At 67.0% G+C, this 18,610-nt stretch carries 24 protein-coding genes; 5 read left to right on the forward strand and 19 right to left on the reverse strand.

Annotated elements, in window-relative coordinates; genetic code table 11:
- Nucleotide 1 precedes the first annotated feature (1 nt).
- The 6 genes from MT490_RS03285 to MT490_RS03310 all read right to left on the reverse strand — a co-directional run bounded on the left by MT490_RS03285 (nt 2) and on the right by MT490_RS03310 (nt 4,349).
- Nucleotides 2–385: a BlaI/MecI/CopY family transcriptional regulator gene (locus MT490_RS03285; RefSeq protein ID WP_297384225.1), complete on the reverse strand. Its 384-nt coding sequence runs from the start codon at nt 383–385 to the stop codon at nt 2–4.
- A 113-nt stretch (nt 386–498) separates the two neighbouring features.
- Nucleotides 499–1,230 carry an ABC transporter ATP-binding protein gene (locus tag MT490_RS03290; RefSeq protein ID WP_297384227.1) on the reverse strand — a complete coding sequence of 244 codons (732 nt, stop codon included), beginning with the start codon at nt 1,228–1,230 and terminating at the stop codon, nt 499–501.
- Entirely contained in the window at nt 1,220–2,002 is a 783-nt protein-coding gene (locus MT490_RS03295) for an ABC transporter permease (RefSeq protein WP_297384229.1), read from the reverse strand. Before MT490_RS03295 ends, MT490_RS03290 begins: the two co-directional genes overlap by 11 nt.
- A gap of 201 nt (nt 2,003–2,203) precedes the next feature.
- Nucleotides 2,204–2,605, reverse strand: a complete 402-nt coding sequence (locus tag MT490_RS03300) for a hypothetical protein (protein WP_297384230.1) — start codon at nt 2,603–2,605, stop codon at nt 2,204–2,206.
- Nucleotides 2,606–2,628: 23 nt separating this feature from the next.
- Nucleotides 2,629–3,279 carry an SCO family protein gene (locus tag MT490_RS03305; RefSeq protein WP_297384232.1) on the reverse strand — a complete coding sequence of 217 codons (651 nt, stop codon included), beginning with the start codon at nt 3,277–3,279 and terminating at the stop codon, nt 2,629–2,631.
- Entirely contained in the window at nt 3,276–4,349 is a 1,074-nt protein-coding gene (locus tag MT490_RS03310) for an ABC transporter substrate-binding protein (RefSeq protein ID WP_297384234.1), read from the reverse strand. The genes MT490_RS03305 and MT490_RS03310 overlap by 4 nt, the downstream gene beginning before the upstream one ends.
- A gap of 106 nt (nt 4,350–4,455) precedes the next feature.
- On the opposite strand from MT490_RS03310, the gene MT490_RS03315 reads away from it, so the two are divergent.
- Nucleotides 4,456–4,905 (forward strand): copper chaperone PCu(A)C, encoded by a 450-nt coding sequence (locus MT490_RS03315; RefSeq protein ID WP_297384235.1) that lies wholly within the window; start codon nt 4,456–4,458, stop codon nt 4,903–4,905.
- A gap of 32 nt (nt 4,906–4,937) precedes the next feature.
- On the opposite strand, the gene MT490_RS03320 is transcribed toward MT490_RS03315, so the two are convergent.
- The 7 genes from MT490_RS03320 to rpsD all read right to left on the reverse strand — a co-directional run bounded on the left by MT490_RS03320 (nt 4,938) and on the right by rpsD (nt 10,899).
- On the reverse strand, nt 4,938–6,260 hold the full coding sequence (locus tag MT490_RS03320) for a transporter (protein WP_297384237.1): 1,323 nt from the start codon (nt 6,258–6,260) through the stop codon (nt 4,938–4,940).
- A gap of 1 nt (nt 6,261) precedes the next feature.
- Nucleotides 6,262–6,924, reverse strand: coding sequence for a hypothetical protein (locus MT490_RS03325; protein ID WP_297384239.1), 663 nt, complete (start codon nt 6,922–6,924; stop codon nt 6,262–6,264).
- A 10-nt stretch (nt 6,925–6,934) separates the two neighbouring features.
- Nucleotides 6,935–7,615 (reverse strand): C39 family peptidase, encoded by a 681-nt coding sequence (locus tag MT490_RS03330; protein ID WP_297384240.1) that lies wholly within the window; start codon nt 7,613–7,615, stop codon nt 6,935–6,937.
- A gap of 10 nt (nt 7,616–7,625) precedes the next feature.
- A complete protein-coding gene (locus MT490_RS03335; RefSeq protein ID WP_297384242.1) occupies nt 7,626–7,973 on the reverse strand; it encodes a hypothetical protein in 348 nt (115 codons plus the stop codon).
- A gap of 73 nt (nt 7,974–8,046) precedes the next feature.
- The gene (locus MT490_RS03340; RefSeq protein WP_297384243.1) at nt 8,047–8,796 is read right to left on the reverse strand and encodes a hypothetical protein; all 750 of its coding nucleotides are present in this window, start codon (nt 8,794–8,796) and stop codon (nt 8,047–8,049) included.
- Nucleotides 8,797–8,987: 191 nt separating this feature from the next.
- Nucleotides 8,988–10,016 (reverse strand): hypothetical protein, encoded by a 1,029-nt coding sequence (locus MT490_RS03345; RefSeq protein WP_297384245.1) that lies wholly within the window; start codon nt 10,014–10,016, stop codon nt 8,988–8,990.
- A 268-nt stretch (nt 10,017–10,284) separates the two neighbouring features.
- Nucleotides 10,285–10,899 carry a 30S ribosomal protein S4 gene (gene rpsD / locus MT490_RS03350; RefSeq protein WP_297384247.1) on the reverse strand — a complete coding sequence of 205 codons (615 nt, stop codon included), beginning with the start codon at nt 10,897–10,899 and terminating at the stop codon, nt 10,285–10,287.
- Nucleotides 10,900–11,108: 209 nt separating this feature from the next.
- Here rpsD and MT490_RS03355 point away from each other — a divergent pair, with 209 nt between their 5' ends.
- Nucleotides 11,109–11,411, forward strand: coding sequence for a chorismate mutase (locus MT490_RS03355; RefSeq protein ID WP_297384248.1), 303 nt, complete (start codon nt 11,109–11,111; stop codon nt 11,409–11,411).
- 3 nt (nt 11,412–11,414) lie between these two features.
- Here the strand turns inward: MT490_RS03355 and MT490_RS03360 are convergent, their stop codons facing one another.
- Genes MT490_RS03360 through rpiB form a run of 4 tightly spaced genes read right to left on the reverse strand, consistent with a single transcriptional unit; the run spans nt 11,415 to nt 14,352 of the window.
- Nucleotides 11,415–12,134, reverse strand: a complete 720-nt coding sequence (locus tag MT490_RS03360) for an RNA methyltransferase (RefSeq protein ID WP_297384250.1) — start codon at nt 12,132–12,134, stop codon at nt 11,415–11,417.
- Nucleotides 12,131–12,592: a transcriptional regulator NrdR gene (gene nrdR / locus MT490_RS03365; RefSeq protein ID WP_297384252.1), complete on the reverse strand. Its 462-nt coding sequence runs from the start codon at nt 12,590–12,592 to the stop codon at nt 12,131–12,133. The genes MT490_RS03360 and nrdR overlap by 4 nt, the downstream gene beginning before the upstream one ends.
- Nucleotides 12,593–13,903, reverse strand: coding sequence for a serine hydroxymethyltransferase (glyA, locus tag MT490_RS03370; protein ID WP_297384254.1), 1,311 nt, complete (start codon nt 13,901–13,903; stop codon nt 12,593–12,595).
- Nucleotides 13,900–14,352 carry a ribose 5-phosphate isomerase B gene (rpiB, locus tag MT490_RS03375; protein ID WP_297384256.1) on the reverse strand — a complete coding sequence of 151 codons (453 nt, stop codon included), beginning with the start codon at nt 14,350–14,352 and terminating at the stop codon, nt 13,900–13,902. The genes glyA and rpiB overlap by 4 nt, the downstream gene beginning before the upstream one ends.
- A 62-nt stretch (nt 14,353–14,414) precedes the next feature.
- Here rpiB and MT490_RS03380 point away from each other — a divergent pair, with 62 nt between their 5' ends.
- The 3 genes from MT490_RS03380 to MT490_RS03390 all read left to right on the forward strand — a co-directional run bounded on the left by MT490_RS03380 (nt 14,415) and on the right by MT490_RS03390 (nt 16,882).
- Nucleotides 14,415–14,684, forward strand: coding sequence for a hypothetical protein (locus MT490_RS03380; RefSeq protein WP_297384258.1), 270 nt, complete (start codon nt 14,415–14,417; stop codon nt 14,682–14,684).
- Between the two features lie 300 nt (nt 14,685–14,984).
- Nucleotides 14,985–16,229: a DUF3419 family protein gene (locus MT490_RS03385; protein ID WP_297384260.1), complete on the forward strand. Its 1,245-nt coding sequence runs from the start codon at nt 14,985–14,987 to the stop codon at nt 16,227–16,229.
- Nucleotides 16,226–16,882 (forward strand): class I SAM-dependent methyltransferase, encoded by a 657-nt coding sequence (locus MT490_RS03390; RefSeq protein WP_297384262.1) that lies wholly within the window; start codon nt 16,226–16,228, stop codon nt 16,880–16,882. The genes MT490_RS03385 and MT490_RS03390 overlap by 4 nt, the downstream gene beginning before the upstream one ends.
- Here MT490_RS03390 and MT490_RS03395 read toward each other — a convergent pair.
- Nucleotides 16,879–17,490, reverse strand: a complete 612-nt coding sequence (locus tag MT490_RS03395) for a hypothetical protein (RefSeq protein ID WP_297384263.1) — start codon at nt 17,488–17,490, stop codon at nt 16,879–16,881. The two genes, MT490_RS03390 and MT490_RS03395, sit on opposite strands and share 4 nt — an antisense overlap.
- 4 nt (nt 17,491–17,494) lie before the next feature.
- On the reverse strand, nt 17,495–18,610 hold a 1,116-nt coding region (hemA, locus tag MT490_RS03400; protein ID WP_297384265.1), incomplete at its 5' end, for a 5-aminolevulinate synthase.

Raw genomic sequence — 18,610 nt, forward strand, 5'->3', positions numbered from 1 at the left:
GTTACTCTCCGCTGGCCCGGGCCTGCCGCGCGCGCGCGATCATGGCCTCCAGTTCGTCGAGTTCGCGCGCATCGGGTTGCTGCGCCATTCCCAGCAGCGCGCTGGCCGCGCTGACCGGCGATCCGTTGAAGAAGGTCCGCACCACCTGGCTGAGCGCGGTGCGCCGCGCCTGGCTGTCGGGCAAGGTCGGCGAGAAGAGAAACCCCCGGTCGCTTTCCTCCCGGCGCACGAAGCCCTTATCCTCGAGTCGCTTGAGCATCGCGCGCACCGCCGATCCCGTGAGCCGATCGGGCAGCGCGTCGCAGATATCCGAAACGGTGCGCGATCCCCCCTCATAGAGCAGGTCGACGATCTGACGTTCGCGGGGCGGCAATTGCGAAAGCATGGCGTACCTCTCAGGCTACATTTGTAGCGTGCTACATTTGTAGCGCGGACGCAAGCGGTATCTTTCGGCACTTCTCCGCCTGCCGCCCCGGGGAACCGAGCCAGGCGGTCGCGCTAGAGCCCGAGTTCCTTCAATATGGCCTCGCGCAGGATTTGCGCCTTTGGATCCGAGAGCTTGCGCGGATGCGGCAGGTCCACATGGAAGGTGGTCTGGATCGTCGTCGGGCGCGGCGACAGCACCAGGATGCGATCCGCTAGGAAGATCGCTTCCTCGACGTCGTGGGTGATCAGCAGCACCGTGTGGCGCTCCTCGTCGAGGATGCGCCGCAGCTCGGTCTGCATTCTCAGGCTCATCAGCGCATCGAGCGCCGAGAAGGGCTCGTCCATGTAGAGGATCTCGGGCTTCACCACGAAGGCCCGGGCGAGCTCGGCACGCTTGAGCATGCCGCCCGACAATTCGTGCGGGTACGCCTTCTCGAACCCGCTGAGCCCGACCATCTCGATATAGCGGTGCGCGAGCGCCACCCGCTCTTCCTGGCTGGCGCCGGTCAGGCCGAACATGACGTTGTCCTGCACGGTCAGCCACGGGAACACCGATCCGTGCTGCGAGATCATGATGCCGTTCCGGCTCGGACCGGTCACCCTGGCGCCGTCGATCCTGACCGTGCCCCGGTCCGGACGCTCGAAGCCAGCGATGATGTTCAGCAAGGTCGACTTGCCGCAGCCCGAAGGGCCGACGATCGCGACGAACTCGCCGTCGGCGACCTCGAAGCGCACATCGTCGACGACCGAGAGCTCGCCGAACCCCTTGCTGATGCCGTCGACGACGATCTGACTATCGGACATAGCGCCACTTCACGGTATCGAGCCGCTCGAGCAGGCGGGTGGCGCCGTCGAGCAGCAGCCCGATCACGCCGATGATGATCATGCTCGCGATCACCAGGTCGTAGCGGTTGCCGGCGTTGCGCGAATCCATGATCAGATAGCCGAGGCCGGAGTTGAGCGCGATCATCTCCGCGGCGACGACGACGAGCCAGGCCACGCCGATGCCGATGCGCATGCCGACGATGATCTCCGGCAGCACCGCGGGAATCACCACCCGGCGAAACAGCACCCAGCGCGAAACGCCGAAATTCGCAGCCGCGCGCAGATAGCGCCGGTCGATCGTGCGCACGCCCACCGTGGTCTGCACGATCATCGGGAACACCGAGGAGATGAAGATCAGGAAGATCGGCGAGAAGTCGCCGACTCCGAACCACAGGATCGCGACGGGGATCCAGGCGATCGGCGAGATCGGCCGCAGCATCTGGAAGAGCGGGTTCAACGTGTAGAAGGCGCCGGAGACCCAGCCCATCCACAGGCCCAGCGGCACGCCGACCACAAGCGCCAGCCCGAAGCCGATCTCGACACGGAACAGCGACGCTTCGATGTGCTGCCACAAGGTGCCGTCCTGCGCGAGCGCCCATGCTCCGGTCGCGACCTGTCCCGGAGTCGGAAAGATGGGGCTGTCGCTGCTTGCGACGATCAGCCACCAGACCGCGATCAGGAGCGCGATCACCAGCGCCGGCGCCACGACCCTCATCAGCGCATTGTCGGTTTCCCTCACCCGTTCCCCCATCGTGCCGGTCGGTCAATTGCACGAATTGCCGCCGCAACGCGCGAGTTTTGCGGCATCGGGACCGGATTTCACAACCTCGAAACCGCGGCCGGCAAGGCGGAAAGGCGCACATTTCCGCACAGCGGCTCCATAGTGTTGCGGGAGAGCCACAAGGTAGTAACGTAGCTACAACTCAGCTCGGCGCCCAGCTGTCGCCGGCGATCAGCTCGTCAGCTTGCGCCAACGCCAGCGAAGCCTTTCCCAGCCCGGCGCAGGCGCCGGGTCCACGATCACGTCGAGCTGCCCGTTGGCGTGCGCGGTGCACTGAAAGCTGTAGGTCGATGCCTGCGTGAAGGGCAGGCGGAAGCTCTGCCCCGGCATGATCAATGTGGGCCCGAAGATGTGCGGCGCGCTGTCCGCGTTCCTGAACACGAGCACGTCGTTGAGGCCGAGCGTCAGCCGGATCGTCTGCGGCAGGATCTCGATCTCCTCGCCGGCTAGGCGGCGCGCCGAGGTGCCCTTCGGAATCTCGAACAGCTCCTCATGCGAGACGGCTTCTATCGGCGCCAGCGCGGCCCATCCGAGCCCGCCGAGCAGGACCAAGGACAGCGTGGCCGCGACCAAGCGCTTCCCTGAAAGCGGCGCCGTCATACCAGCAGCGACTGGATGTCGTGCACGAAGTCCGCGGGGTCGTGCCCGAAGGGCATCATCGCCCGCAGCTTGCCGTCGCGGTCGATCAGGAAGATCGACGATGTGTGGTCCATGGCATAGTCGGGGCCGGTGCCCCGCTTGATGGCCGTGACGCCATATTTAGCCCGCACCGCAGCCAAGGCATCCGGAGTGCCCGTGGCGCCGACGATGCCGGGATCGAAAGCCTTGAGATACTCCCGCATGTGCACTGCGTCGTCGCGCGCCGGATCCACCGTCACAAAGATCACCTGCACCGAATCCGCCGCCTTGCCGAGCTTGCTGCGGGCCTGCGCCAGCGTCGCCAGCGTGGTCGGACACACCGCCGCGCAATAAGTGAAGCCGAACGTCAGCAGCACGACCTTGCCGCGGTAGCGCGCCAGCGTCACCTCTGACCCGTCCGAGCCGCGCAGCGAAAAGTCGGGCGCCTGTTGCGGCGGATCGAACGCCCCGGCCTTCAATCCCCCCGATCGCGCAGTGTCAGGCGCGGGTGTCGCCTCCGGCCGCGCCGCGTCGCGTGAGACAATCGTGATGGCCGCGCCTGCCGCGAGCAGCGCGACCAGCAGGATCCCGGCAAGGATCGGGAGCCTCGGGTTCGAACGCGCAGTCAAAGCGCGATCGACGCGGGCCGCGCCGCGCGCGCGAAGCTTTCGTCGACGTACTTGGCGTAGGGAACCGAGTGCTTCAACGCGCCGGCCGCGACGGCCTGCTGCATCAGATCCTCGAACTCCTGCGGGATCATCCGCAGGTCGCCATAGGTCACGCGGTCCTCCGGGTGACTCATCACGAAGCGGAGGATGTTGGGGTCCTGGTTGAAATATTCGCGCTTGGCGGCGATCTGGACCGCGGTCTCGCGGTTCTTCCGCTGTCCGTCGAGCCATCTGCCCGCGGCGAGCACGTAATTGACGAGATTCTGCACCAGCGGCCGGTTCGACGCGATCAGTTCCTCGCGCACGGTCAGCACGCAGCACATGTAACGGGGCCACTCGTCGCGCGTCATGGTCAGTGGCCGCGCATAGCCCGCACTCTGTGCCGCCGCGCCGAACGGCTCGCCGGTGCAATAGGCGTCGACTCCCTTCACATAGAGCGCCGCCGGCATGTCCGCCGGCGCCATCTCGACGATCTCGACGTCCTTGGGCGTCATGCCCTCCTTGGCGAGCATCTTGCGCAGGAACAGGAAATCAACCGCGAAGCGACTGGGGATCGCGATGCGCTTGCGGGTCAGGTCGCGGAAGTTGCGGTAGGACGAATCGGTGCGGACCATGATCACCGCGCCCGAACGGTGGCCGATCGACACGATCTTCACCGGCACCTGCTTGTCGGCCAGGTCCATCACCAGCGGTGCCAGCATATAGGCGGCCTGGACGCCACCGGACATCAGCGATTCCTTCAGCTCGGGCCATCCATTGTACCGGCTGAATCCGAAGGCGAGCTGCGCCGCGTCACGCGTGCCGAAGGGGTTGGCGGCCTGGTTGGCGGCGCAGGCGACCGGCAGCGTCAGGTTGCAGGTCACCGCGAGGCCGCCGACCTTCACGGGTTCGGCCACCGCCTCGGGAACCAGGAACCTGCGGGCGGGAATCGCCACGGCCGCGACCGCACCGGCGCCGAGCGCGCCGCGCAGCAGCAGCCGGCGGTCGACATGCCGGGCGAGGCCGGCGCGAGAAGAGGATCCACTTTCCATAATCGGGCTACGAGCGTAGCAAATCGGCGTCCGGCCGTACAAGGCCGCCCTATCGGATGGGCGGGCATCGGGATGCGGCGACCATGCGGGAATAGGGGAGATCTTGGTGAGACCTTTGGCTTTCGCTCTGTTCCTGTCGCTTCCGATCGCGGCCTGCACGCAACCGGCCCCGATCGAGGTCAAGGACGTGTGGGCGCGCGAAACCGTCGCCAACGCGGCGAATGGCGCGGTGTACATGACGATCACCTCGCCGACCCCCGACCGGCTGATCGCCGCTTCCGCTCCCGTCGCGAACAAGACCGACCTCATGACCATGGAGAGCGGCGCCGGCGCGATGGGCATGAAATATCTCGAGGCAATCGATATTCCGGCCGACAAGCCCGCAAGCCTGAATCCGGGCGGGCTGCACATCTGGCTGGCCGGCCTGAAGCAGCCGCTCGAGGCCGGCCAGACCTTCCCGCTGACGCTCAAGTTCGAGAAAGCAGGCGAACGTCAGGTCGTCGTATCGGTCATAGCAGCCGCCGCGGCACCTCCCATGTCGGGGATGCGAATGTAGCGTGGCTAAGGTCTCGCCCCTCGAGTTCGCATTCACTGGCCGGACTTGGCGCCCGGCGACGAGAGTTCGAAGGGTATCCGCAGCGTCGTGCGGACATCCGCGGCGTCGTCCGTGGCACCGACCTCGACGATCCAGTCGAGCGTCGTCCGCTGGGTGGCGCGGTAGCTGATGCCGAACAGCAACCGGCCGATCTGAAGGTCGCGCGTCTTGCTGGTGATCGGCTCGCCCAATGTCTCGACGCCGTTGAGAATGCTGATCGGCCGGATGCGACTCCGCGTCGCGAACTGCCAGTTGTGCGCATAGGCGAAGCTCACCGAGGTCCGCTGGTTGAGCGAGATGCCGAGGCCGATCGTCGCGCTGGGCGACCCGCCCGGCTCGACTCGGTCGATCTGCGCATCGTTGATCCGCGTGTCGACGTCGCGACCGAAGTTGAAGGTGTAGCCGAAGACGCCGAACAAGGTCGCGGGATCGCTCGGCATCAGAAGCGTCAGGCTGGGATGGACCGCCCAGAAGCCCGATCCGGTCGCCGACCTCTGGGCGTTGCCCAGCGCGCTGCGCGGCAGGCCGAAGGGATCGGATCCGGTCGGCGCGATCATCTGGAGCCCCGCGATCATATAGGGCCAGCCATGGTTCGCGTCGGAGATCTGGTAGCGCGCCTGCACCTCGACGTCGCCGAGCCCCGATCCGTGCGTGGAGGTGTTGATGGTCCCGGCGCCGGATTGGGGCGGGTTCTGGATCAGGGGCACCAGCACGGCCGTGTCCTGGCGATAGACCCAGGGGAGACGCGCCGACAGTTCGAGCCGATCGGTCAACCCCAGGCGGGCCACCGCGGCGGCGGTCAGGATATCCTGCCGGCTCTCGTTGATGTCGAACACGCCGACCAGGACCGACTTCGGGATCTCGATGCCGCGGAAGACGAAGCGGTTGCGGTCCGCCCGGATATATTCGAGCGTCGGCTCGATCACGAAGCGGCCGGGACGCGACAATATGCCGCCCTGGTCCGCCAGCACGGCGACACGCGGCGGCGCCTGGGGAGGCTTGACCCCGACCTGCGGCGTGGACGACTGGTTGTCGCCGGTCTGGCTGACATCGGCATAGGGCAGGAGCGGCGCGGCCATGGGCAGCCCCTCGGCGCGCATCCGCTCGAGCAGCGCATCCTCGAGTATGTCGAGACGCTGCTTCTGCGCATCGAGCGCGCGTTGCTGCGTCTCCATCGCGCGGCGCTCCTCCTCGATCTGGCGCCGCAGCGTGAGCAGGTCGGCGCTCTGCGGGCCGGCGGCTTGCGCATCGGCGCGCATGGGCGCCGCCACCGCCATCAGGCCGAGCGCGCCGAGGCAATGCAGTCCGGGCCGCATCTCAATAGGCTCCCCGCGCCGCGGCGCCGGTGAGCAACGTATCGAGCCGGAGCATCATCGCGCCGAGCGGTATCGCCGAATGACGGATATCGAGGTCGATCGTGACCATGGTGTCGATCACGCGGTCGCTGGCGGTATTGGCGACCAGCGCGCCGGTGACCGCGCCGATCATGTGACGCAGCTGGATCCCCTCGCCCGTCAGGAATACCGTAGATTGGGTGTCCGACTGCGCGAGCTGGACCGCGCCCCACGGCGTCTCGACCGGCGCGCCGTTGGGAACGACCGCGAGCGGTTGCCTTCCGCCCCCGCCCGGGGCGGGCGAGGCGTCCTGCGTGATGCGGACGAGCGACGGCCCATTGGGGCCGGGCACCAGAACCATGGTCGCGCTCGTCTGCCGCTGCACGTCGCCCTCGGTGTAGACGAACAGGTGCGTGGCATCGTCGACGGTCATCACGGTGCTGAGCACGAGACGGCCATCGACGAGCGTGTCGACCGTGATGCCGAGGCCTATGTCCATGCCGTTGGGGAGCAGGAAGCCGCCCCGCACCTCGCCGAGCCTGTCGTCGGCAACCGTTCGGGAGCCTCCGAACGGCCCGGACTGGGCGGCGGCCTGGGCGAAGGAGAAGGTCGCGACGGCGCCGAGCAGGAGAGCGAGGATGCGCATGCCGCCCTCGCTACAATTCGACCGGGAAAGGCGGCGCGCGGACCAATGCGAGCGCCTGGATGCTGACGGGCTCCATCGTCATGGTCGCGCGGCTCCGTGCCACCAGCGCCCATTCCGATTCCCGGCCGAAGCTGCGCTTGCCGTCCTCGACCGCATCGACCAGCGCGAACAGGATGCCGTTCCACATCGATCCGAAGGTCTTCACGTCGATCAGGCGGATGCCCAGCGACGGATCGCCGACGAGCACCTGCCCGCCCTCGACGCCCTTGACGACGACGAAATGCCGGTAGCCGCGCACGTCGATCAGCGCGATGCCGGGAACGCGCGTGCGCGCGACCTCGTCCAGGGTCACGACATAGCCCTCCGCCCGGATGCGGTGTGCATTCAGATAGCGCTTCATGTCGAGCAGCGAGAATCCGAGCCGGCTGATCTGCGCGCGATCGCCATTCTGCCACATGCCCATGAACACCGACTGCTCGCTGGCGTCGTCCCCGTAGTGAAAACGGAGCAGAGTCGCGAGCGCGGCCGAGCCGCAGCTGAAATCATAGCGTTGGCGCACGACCGTCAGGAAGCGTCGCTCGGCCATGCTCTTGACCGGCACGGCGACATCGCCCGCCGTCAGGGGCAGCGTGCGGCCGGGCGTGTCGACAAAAGCGGGGCCGCAGCCGCCGAGCAACATCGCCGCGCCCATCACCGCCATCCTATGGCTGGATCGCGACATTGACCGTCATCGCGCTGTTGATGGCGACATTGTTGCCGGTGTTGATGTTGAACAATGCCAGCCCGTTGAAATTGTCGAGCGCGCCGTTGCTCAGATTGACGGTCCCCGTGGTGAAATCGCCGTTGATCGTGTTGCCTTCGACCGTGCTGGTGCTCGTGACCGTCGTCGTTTGCCCGATCACCCACATGTCCGCCATGCCACGCGTCTCCGCCAGGAGGCTGTCGGCGACCGGCACGGGGCCGGGCGGCGCCGTCTGCGCGCTCGCCGGGGCAGCGGCAAGGCCATAGAGGAAGGCGACGCCAATGGTCGCCGCAATGAGGCGGGTCACGGCCGATCTCCCTTGTCTCCGACGCCAAAAAGAAGCCGGCCGCTCCGGGGGGAGTAAGCGGCCGGCCGATATTTCAGGGCGTCAGCGTCAAGGTGCCGACCGACGCGCTCACGTTCACGCTCGCATTCTGCGATGCGTAGAAGCCGGTGTTGACGTTCATCGCGTTCAGGCCGGCGAAGTTCGAGAAGGCGCCGTTGTCGAACGTGGCGTCCCAAGTCATCACTTGCGATGCCGCGCCCGCGCCGCCTTCGCCGCCCGTGCCGCCTGCACCGCCCGCGCCGCCCGCCCCGCCTGCGCCGGTCGTGTCGCCGGTGCCTCCGGCGCCGCCGGCGCCGCCATCACCACTGGCGCCGCCGTCACCGTCGGAGCCGCCGGAACCGCCGGTCGTGGCGCCGCCGCCGCCGCCCGAACCGCCACCGCCGCCCGAGCCGCCGCCGGCGCCGGAGCCGCCAGCAGCGCCGGAGCCGCCCGAACCGCCGGAACCGCCCGGTCCCCAATTATAGAGATAGACCTCGCCGCCCGTCACCGTCGCGGCGAGGTTGGTCGGGGTCGTCATCGTCGTATAGCTGTAGTTGGCGGTGCCGCCGTTGTTCGCCGAGCCGATCCCGCTCGAATCGCTGTTGTTCGAGCTGTCGGTCCATGTCGAATTGTCGGTGGTCTCGGTGGTGGTCGTGGTGGTCGTGGTGTTGGTCCAGGTCACCGTCGAGCCGTTGTCCGCGGTGATTGCGGCAGCCTTGCCGTTATTGTCGTCCTGGGCGAAGGCCGGTGTTGCCGTCAGCGTGAGGGCGCCGAACGCAACGCCTAGATACAATGTGCGCTTCATGACATCTCCTCCATGGAATTGGCGCGGCCGCCGATACCGCTGTTGCCCCGCGGTATTCCCTGGTCGCGCGGCGAAATCGTGACGGCGGCTGTATAGCTCGCTTCGGCGCGGGGCGATTAGCCCCACACGGGATCGCGGCCCCTCCCCGAATGGTGCAAATCGCTACCCCCAGATGGGGCGGCAGGCCTGGATCAGCCGATGAGTACGATGCCCCGGAGGATCGCGCGGACCAATTCGGCCTGGCGGTGCGTGCCGGTCTTGGCGAAGACCTGTTTCAGATAGGCGCGCGCGGTCTGTATCTGGATGTGCATGCGATTGGCGGCGTTCTCCACGGTCGCGCCCCCGACGAGATGCATGGCGAGCTCGGATTCCGTCGCGGTCAGGCCATGCGCCCGGCAGAGCGCGCTGACCATCGCCCGCGAGTCCCGGTCGGGGTCCAGCAGGTAGAGTGCCGTGGCCGGCTTGCCGCACAGGTCGTGCTCGCAATCCAGGGACGCCACGACGGCGATCAGCGGGCGCATCCGGGTGCGGTGCAGGAGCAGCACGTGAAAGCTGTCGCCGGATACGGAATCGTGCCGGATCGCGGTCTGGAGGCGAATGGTGTCGTCGAAATCGCTGGCGGCGATCGCATGGCCCGCGCGCCGTATCCCATCGCCTGCATCGAACAATTGTCGTGCCCGCGCATTGACGAACCAGGGCGAAGCGTCCGCGTCGAGCAGGACGATTCCGAAATCGAACCGGTCGATGGCGCGCGCCAGCCCCTCGCGCAGGGCATATTCATGCTCGGCACGCCAGATCAGGCCCAGGATCGGCTCGACCCAGCTTTTGAGCTCCGAGGACTGGAGTTCGCCCCATCGGTCCTCGCGCCGGTCGTCCCGGCACGCCGTCAGCCCGATCGCCCGCCAGGGGGTCGCGCGGTACAGAAAGGTTACGCGCGCATGTCCGTCGCCGTCTCGCGAGACCGTCGACGGCCAGGCCATCGCGCCCCACCACTCGGCGCCGTTCGAATCCCCCGGCCTGGAAAGGTCGCGATCGATCGACGCCGCCATCGTCGAGGCGAGGCTCGTGGACATGTTGCGCGACGTGAGGATTCTCGGCCGCTCGCCCTCCGGGCCATGCAGGGTCAGCATGCCCATCGACGCGTCCAGCTGATTGGTGACCAGATCTAACAGAGCCTCCGCCTGCGCGCTGTCCTGATGCGTGGCCAGAAACGGATCCACGATACACCCTCTTTCATTCACCCGACATCGCAGCGCGTGGGAAACTAGGCGCGGGGCGGCCCGAAACGCAGGGTTAATTCGGCTGGTATGCTGACTTTTGCGGTGTAGCCTATTGGGCGCAAACCTTAATGAGGGTGGCGCGACGGACCCGCCGGTCTTCCGATACGGCGAGATATGCTTTCGGCGCCGGATGCCCGACTGGTTCCGATACGAAAAAGGGCGGCCGCGCCTGCGACCGCCCTTGTTTCTCTCGGACCGGGGTCCCGGATCAGCGCGAGTAGAACTCGACGACCAGGTTCGGCTCCATGCGCACCGGATAGGGCACTTCGTCGAGCGTCGGAATGCGCGTGAAGGTGATCTTCGAGGCGCCGTCCGGAACGACGTAATCGGGGATGTCGCGCTCGGAGAGGCTCTGCGCCTCCATCACCAGCGCCATTTCCTGCGCCTTGGACGAGAGCGAGACGGTCTGGCCGGGCTTGATGCGGCGCGAGCCGATGTTGCACTTGTCGCCGTCGACGCGGACATGGCCGTGGTTGACCAGCTGGCGCGCGGCGAAGATCGTCGGCGCGAACTTGGCGCGATAGACGATCATGTCGAGGCGCATCTCGAGCAGGCCGATCAGGTTCTGACCGGTGTCGCCCTTCATGCGCGACGCTTCCTCGTACGACTTCTTGAACTGCTTCTCGGTGATGTCGCCGTAATAGCCCTTGAGCTTCTGCTTGGCGCGCAGCTGGATGCCGAAGTCGGACATCTTGCCCTTGCGGCGCTGGCCGTGCTGGCCGGGGCCGTACTCACGCTTGTTGACCGGGCTCTTCGGGCGACCCCAGATGTTCTCGCCCATCCGGCGGTCGAGCTTGTGCTTGGCGCTGGAGCGCTTCGACATATCTAATCCTTTGCAATCGCTGACGACGTAATCCGCTCTCCCTTTCGGGAACGCGGGGTTGATCCCGGTATCCGCCTGCTGGTTCCTGTGGGGAAGGCAGGGCCACCGCTTCACCGGGGTGCGGGGCCATTGCGAAGGCGCGCGGTTAGCGGCCGAGCACCGATGAGTCAAGCTGGACAGGCACGCCGCGTCCCGCCAAGGGCAACCCCATGCAACACACTCTCGATCCCGAAGCCTGCACGACGATGGCCGAGGTCCGCGCCGGCGTCGACGCGGTCGACCGCGCGCTGGTCGGCCTGCTCGCGCGCCGCTTCGGCTATATGGACGCCGCCGCCCGCATCAAGCCCGAACGCGGCCAGGTCCGCGACGAGGCGCGCAAGGCCCAGGTCATCGCCAATGTCCGCGCCCATGCGCGCGCCGCAGGGATCCCGGAGGAGCCGGTCGGCGCGCTTTGGGAGCAGCTGGTCGAAGCGTCGATCGCCTATGAGTTCGAGGCGTTCGACCGGCGCTGAGGATCAGCCGCCGCGGTGGCGCTTCTTGCCCTCGAGCGCGGAGAGCACGCCGCGCAGCGTACGGAGCTCCTGCGACGACCAACTCGGTTTGGTGAGCAGAGTGCGGAGCGTCCGCCGCGTCGCGGGGACGCGATCGGGCGGGAAATAATAGCCCGAATCCTCGAGCAGCGCGTCGAGTTGGCCGATCATCCCGTCCAGCTCCTCCTGCGGCGCGGGCGGATCGAGATCGGTAGCGGGCGGGCTGGCGAGGCTCGCACCCTTCGACCATTCATAGGCGACGAGGATCACCGCCTGAGCGAGGTTCAGGGAGCCGAATTCGGGATTGATCGGCACGGTGACGATCGTACGCGCCAGCGCGACGTCGTCGGTCTCGAGCCCCGAGCGCTCGGGGCCGAACAGAATCGCCGAGCGCTCGCTCGCGGCGCGGATCTCGCGCGCGGCGGTCTCGGGCGTCACCACCGGCTTGGTGACGCCGCGCTTGCGCACCGTCGTGGCATAGACCTGCCCGCAATCGGCGACCGCCTCGGCAACGCTGCCGAAGACCTGCGCCCTTTCGAGCACGACATCGGCACCGCTCGCCGCCGGCCCGGCCGAGGGATTGGGCCAGCCGTCGCGCGGGGCGACGAGGCGCATCTCGGCCAGCCCGAAATTGAGCATCGCGCGTGCCGCCTTGCCGATATTCTCGCCCAGTTGCGGGCGCACGAGGACGATGACGGGATTCACCCCTTGCCGACCTCGCTCACATTGCCGGCGAATTCCTCGAAATCCTTCGCCTCGCGGAAGTCCTTATAGACCGAGGCGAAGCGGATATAGGCGACCGAATCCAGACCCTTCAGCCCCTGCATCACCAGTTCGCCGATCCGCTGGGACAATATCTCGGTGTCCCCCTGCGTCTCGAGCTGGCGCTGGATGCCCGACACCAGCCGCTCGATCTGCGCGGGCGTGATCGGCCGCTTGCGTGCCGCGGTCGAGACCGAGCGGACGAGCTTGTCGCGCTCGAACGGCTCGCGCCGGTCCCCGCTCTTCACCACGGTCAGGTCGCGCAGCTGGATGCGCTCGAACGTCGTGAAGCGCGCGGCGCACGCCTCGCACTGCCGCCGCCGCCGGATCGCCGCCCCGTCCTCGGTGGGGCGGCTGTCCTTCACCTGGCTGTCTTCATTTCCGCAGAAGGGGCAGCGCAATTACAGCTCCGGATAGATGGGGAAGCGTTCGCACAGCGCGCGGACGCGTTCGCGGACATTGGCCTCGACCTGTGCGTCGCCCTGCTCGCCATTCTTGCGCAGCCCGTCGAGCACGTCGGCGACCATGTTGCCGATCTCGCGGAACTCGGCCGGACCGAAGCCGCGCGTGGTGCCGGCAGGCGAACCGACGCGGATGCCGCTGGTCTTGACCGGCGGCAGCGGATCGTTGGGGATGCCGTTCTTGTTGCAGGTGATCGCGGCGCGCTCGAGCGCCTCGTCGGCGTCCTTGCCGGTGACGCCGAGTGGGGTGAGGTCGACAAGCGCCAGATGCGTGTCGGTGCCGCCCGAGACGAGGTTGGCGCCGCGCTCGTTGAGCGTCGCGGCGAGCACCTTGGCGTTCTCGACGATCGCCGCGGCATAGCTCTTGAAGTCGGGGCGCAGCGCCTCGCCGAACGCGACCGCCTTGGCGGCGATCACGTGCATCAGCGGACCGCCCTGGAGTCCCGGGAACACCGCGCTGTTGATCTTCTTGGCGATTGCTTCGTCATCGGTCATCACCATGCCGCCGCGCGGCCCGCGCAGCGTCTTGTGCGTGGTGGTGGTGACGACATGCGCATGGCCGAACGGCGTGGGATGCACGCCGCCCGCGACCAGGCCGGCGAAATGCGCCATGTCGACCATGAAGAGCGCGCCGACCTCGTCCGCGATCGCGCGGAAACGGGCGAAATCGATGATGCGCGGATAGGCCGAGCCGCCGGTGATGATCAGCTTGGGGCGATGCTCCTTGGCGAGCTTCTCGACCTGGTCGAAGTCGATCAGGTGCGTCTCGGGATCGACGCCATATTGGACCGCGTTGAACCACTTGCCCGACATCGCTGCCTTCGCACCGTGGGTCAGGTGGCCGCCGGCATCGAGGCTGAGGCCCATGATCGTGTCGCCCGGCTTGGTCAGCGCGAGCATCACCGCGCCGTTCGCCTGCGCGCCCGAATGCGGCTGGACGTTGGCAAAGCCGCAGCCGAACAACTGCTTGGCCCGATCGATCGCCAGCTGCTCGACTTCGTCGGAAGGATGGCAGCCCTGGTAATAGCGCTTACCCGGATAGCCCTCGGCGTACTTGTTGGTGAAGACCGAGCCCTGCGCCTCGAGCACTGCCTTGGAGACGATGTTCTCGGATGCGATCAGCTCGATCTGGTGCTGCTCGCGGTCGAGCTCGTGGCGTACGCCGGCGAAGACCGCGGGATCGACTTCGGAAAGCGATTTAGTGAAGAAGCCGTCGGGCTGGAGCCCTGCCATCTGGGGGTTGGTGCTCATGCGGGGCTCCTTTCGGGATGGCTGAGTTTTTCGACGCGACGCACGTGGCGGTCGCCCAGGAAGTCGGTTTCGAGGAAGGCGGTGACGCACGCCTTGGCCATCTCGGTGCCGATCAGGCGCGCGCCGAGGGCGATCACGTTCGCGTCGTTATGCTCGCGGGCGAGGCTCGCCGAGAGCGGCTCGGCGACCAGCGCGCAGCGCGCGGCGGGGTTGCGGTTGACCGCGATCGAGATGCCGATACCCGATCCGCACAGCGCGATCCCCGTCTCCGCCTCGCCCCGTTCGATGGCGCGGCCGAGCGCATAGCCGTAGTCGGGATAGTCGACGCTGTCGGTGTTGGCGGGCCCGAGATCAAGCACTTCGTGGCCGGCGCCACGCAACCATTCGGCGAGTTCCGATTTCATGACGAAGGCGGCATGATCCGAGGCGATGGCGATACGGCGGGACATGCCGCGCTCCCTACGCCCTCGGGCCTGTGCTGGCTAGACCGAGACAACCCTTGGAGACCAAAATGCGCAAATCATTCCACGCCCTGGTGCCCGCGCTCGCGCTCGGCCTCGCGCTTGGCGCCTGTTCGCAAGGCACGCAGGACAATGTGGCGAGCGCGGTCGAGCAGACCGGCGACAGCCTCGAGAACGCCGCCGCCAAGACCGGCGACTTGATCGAGAACGGCGCCGACCGCGCCGGCCAGGCGATCGAGAATACCGCCGACGATGTCGGCGACGCCGTGGCCAACGGCACCCGCGACGTCGGCAACGAGATCGACAAGCGGACTCACTAGACCCTTGGCGCTTCGGCTCCCCTCCCTGGAAGGGAGGGGCTGGGGGTGGGTGCGCGCGTCCGCGCGCCCAAGAGATTCATCGCCAAGCAAATAAGCGTCAGACGAGGCATCGAGCCTCGCCTGACGCTACCCACCCCTTGATCCCCTCCCTGGAAGGGAGGGGAAACCAAATGTCGAGCCGCCGCCGCGCAAGGTCTGCCGGACGCGGACGCGGGCCGGTGACAAGATTCTGTCACACGCGGCGATTAGGGCGGAAGCACTCCGCCCGGACATTGCACGGGCGCCTCCTGGAGTCCGGCCATGGGAACTCTCGCCAAGACGCCGAAGAACGGCGCCGTTCGCGGTGCGGTGCATCGCCACGAGCATCTCAGCAGGGAGGGCCTGCTCGAACGCGCCTTCACCTTTGCGTTTCGCGGGCTGGTCTATGCCCAGATCTGGGAAGACCCGGTCATCGACATGGAGGCGCTGGAGATCACGCCCGACAGCCATGTCGTGACGATCGCCTCGGGAGGGTGCAACGTGTTCTCGTACCTGACCGCCGATCCGAAGCGGATCACCGCGGTGGACCTCAATCCCGCGCATGTCGCGCTCAACAAGCTCAAGCAGGCCGCGGCATTGCATCTGCCCGACTATGCGAGCTTCCGCGCCTTCTTCGCCGATGCCGACCGCGCCGAGAACATCGCGCTGTACGAGCGGCATCTGCGCCCGCATCTCGACGAAGCGACCCGCGCTTATTGGGAGAGCCGCGACCTGCGCGGGCGCCGTCGCATCTCGGGCTTCGCGACGGGCTTCTACCGCCAGGGGCTGCTCGGGAACCTGATCGGCTTCGTCCATTTTCTGGGCCGACTCTACCGCATCGATCCGCGCGAGATCCTGAAGGCCAAGTCGATCGAGGAGCAGCGCGCGATCTTCGAGACGCGCTATGCGCCCTTCTTCGAGAAGAAGTTCCTGCGCTGGCTGGTCGACCAGCCCGCCGCCTTGTTCGGCTTCGGCATCCCGCCGGCGCAATACGACCTGCTCAAGGTCGACGATGCGCAGGGCATCACCGGCGCGCTCAAGAGCCGGCTGCGCAAGCTCGCCTGCGACTTCGACATCAAGGACAATTTCTACGCCTGGCAAGCCTTCGGGCGGGGCTATGGCAAGCATGAAGACGCGCCGCTGCCGCCCTATCTCCAGGCGGCGAATTATGACGAGGTCCGCGAGCGCGCCGACCGCGTCGAGATCCGGCACACCAACTATGCCGATTATCTCGAAAGCATGCCCGCCCAGTCGCTCGATCGCTACATCCTGCTCGACGCGCAGGACTGGATGACCGACGCGCAGCTCACCCGGATCTGGAGCGAGATCACGCGGACGGCCAAGCCCGGCGCGCGCGTGCTCTATCGCACCGCGGCGGCGCCGGATGTCGTCGCGGGGCACGTTCCCGACGCGATCCTCGACCAGTGGCAATATGCCGATCCCGCGCAGCTCGACGACTGGACGCGCCGCGATCGCTCGTCGGTCTATGGCGCGACGCATCTCTGGACGCTGAAGCCGCACGCATGACCGCGATGGCCAGCGACCAGAAGGCGCTGATGGACGATGTCTATGCGCTCCATCGCCACTTCTACGACTTCACGCGGCGATTCTATCTGTTGGGGCGCGACCGGCTGATCCAGCGCCTCGCGCCGCCGCCGGACGGCACGGTGGTCGAGGTCGGCTGCGGCACCGCGCGCAACCTCATCGTAGCGGCGAAGCGCTGGCCCGATGCGCGCTTCCACGGCTTCGACATCAGCGAGGCGATGCTCGACACCGCGCGCAAATCGGTCGCGCGGGCAGGACTGGCGGACCGGATCACGCTGGCACAGGGCGACGCGGGCAATTTCGACACGTCGGCGCTGTTCGGGCTCGAAAAGGTCGACCGGCTCTTCATGAGCTATACGCTGTCGATGATCCCGCCCTGGCAGGAAGCGATCGAACGCGGCGCGGCCAGCCTCGCGCCCGGCGGCAGCCTGCACATCGTCGATTTCGGCCAGTATGAGCGGCTTCCCGGCTGGGCGAAGCGCTTCCACTTCAAGTCGCTCAACGATTTCCACGTCTTCCCGCGCCGCGAATTGCCGGCGGTGCTGAAGCGCGTCGCGGAAGCGCAGGACCTCAGCCTCGAATTCACGCCGCTCTATCGCGGCTATGCGTGGAGCGCGGCCCTCACCAGGGCCTAGCCGCCCAACCGGCCGGGATCGTAGACCCGCACGATCCACGAGATGTAATAAGCGAGGTAGAGGATCGCGAAGGCGAGCTGGAAGCGCGCATTGCGCGTGCGCATCGCCACCAAAGCGAGCGCGACGGTGCCGGCGATGCGCAGCGGATATTCGGCGCCGAAGCTCGCCAGATAGGCATGGCCCTTGATCGCCGTGTCGAACCAGTCGGTCAGCATCGACACGATCAGCAGCCCGAAGAACCAGCCCCGGCGCGACAGGAAATAGTCCTTATAGCCTTCATATTCTTCGAGATCGTCGGGGAAGAGGATGTTCGCCATCAGCGCGAACTGGAAGGCATAGAACAATACGAACAAGAACAGCTCGAATCGCCAATGCACGATCGCGGCGAGGCCGAACTCCCACCACCAGAAATGGATCGAGGCGATCAGCACGATCAGCGCCCACAGGAGATGGACCGGATAGACCTTGAGCTTGCCCGGATGCTGGACGAACTTCGCCAGCCCGGCGAGGATGCGCGTGATCGCAATCCCCAGCACGATGCTGATGATCACGCGGATATGGAGATAGAGCTCGTGGGCGACTTCGGGGCCGGGCGGTTGCGCGGCCAAGGCGTCAGGCCGCGAGCCGGAGCTCCAGCCGGCCCCAGATCTCGACGAGTGCGCTGACGAGCTCGCGCATCATCGCCTCGTCGTGCGCGGGGCCGGGGGTGAAGCGCAGCCGCTCGGTGCCACGGGGTACCGTCGGATAGTTGATCGGCTGGACGTAGACGCCGTATTCGGCGAGCAGCACGTCGCTGATCTTCTTGGCCTTGACCGGATCGCCGACCATCAGCGGCACGATGTGCGTGGTCGAGGGCAGCACCGGCAGCCCGGCCTCGGCCATCAGCCGCTTGAGCGTCGCCGCCGCCTGCTGCTGGCCGTCGCGCTCCACGCTCGAGGCCTTGAGGTGCTTCACGCTCGCCAGCGCGCCCGCGACGAGGACGGGCGAGAGCGAGGTGGTGAAGATGAAGCCCGGCGCATAAGAGCGGATCACGTCGATGATCACCTGGTCCGCGGCGATGTAGCCGCCCATCACCCCGAAGGCCTTGCCCAGCGTCCCCTCGATGATCGTGATGCGATTCGCCACGGCGTCGCGCTCGGAGATGCCGCCGCCGCGCGCGCCGTACATGCCCACGGCATGGACCTCGTCGAGATAGGTCAGCGCGTTGTACTTGTCGGCCAGGTCGCAGATCGCCGCGATCGGCGCGATGTCGGCGTCCATCGAATAGACGCTCTCGAACGCGATCAGCTTGGGCGCGCCGGAATCGTCGGCGGCGAGCAATTCCTCGAGATGCGCGAGGTCGTTGTGGCGGAACACCCGCTTCTCGCAGCCCGAATTGCGGATCCCCGCGATCATCGAGGCATGGTTCAGTTCGTCCGAATAGACGATGCAGCCCGGCATCAACTTGGCGAGCGTCGAGAGCGTCGCCTCGTTCGAGACATAGCCCGAGGTGAAGAGCAGAGCCCCTTCCTTGCCGTGCAGGTCGGCAAGCTCGTGCTCGAGCTCGATATGGTAATGCGTGTTGCCGCCGATGTTGCGCGTGCCGCCCGAGCCCGCGCCGACATCGTGGAGCGCCTCCTCCATCGCCGCGATCACCGCGGGATGCTGGCCCATCGCCAGATAGTCGTTCGAGCACCACACCGTGATCGGCTTCGGCCCGTTATGCCCCGCGAAGCAGCGCGCGTTCGG

This window comes from Sphingomonas sp. (genome assembly GCF_026460985.1).
Taxonomy (GTDB): domain Bacteria; phylum Pseudomonadota; class Alphaproteobacteria; order Sphingomonadales; family Sphingomonadaceae; genus Sphingomonas.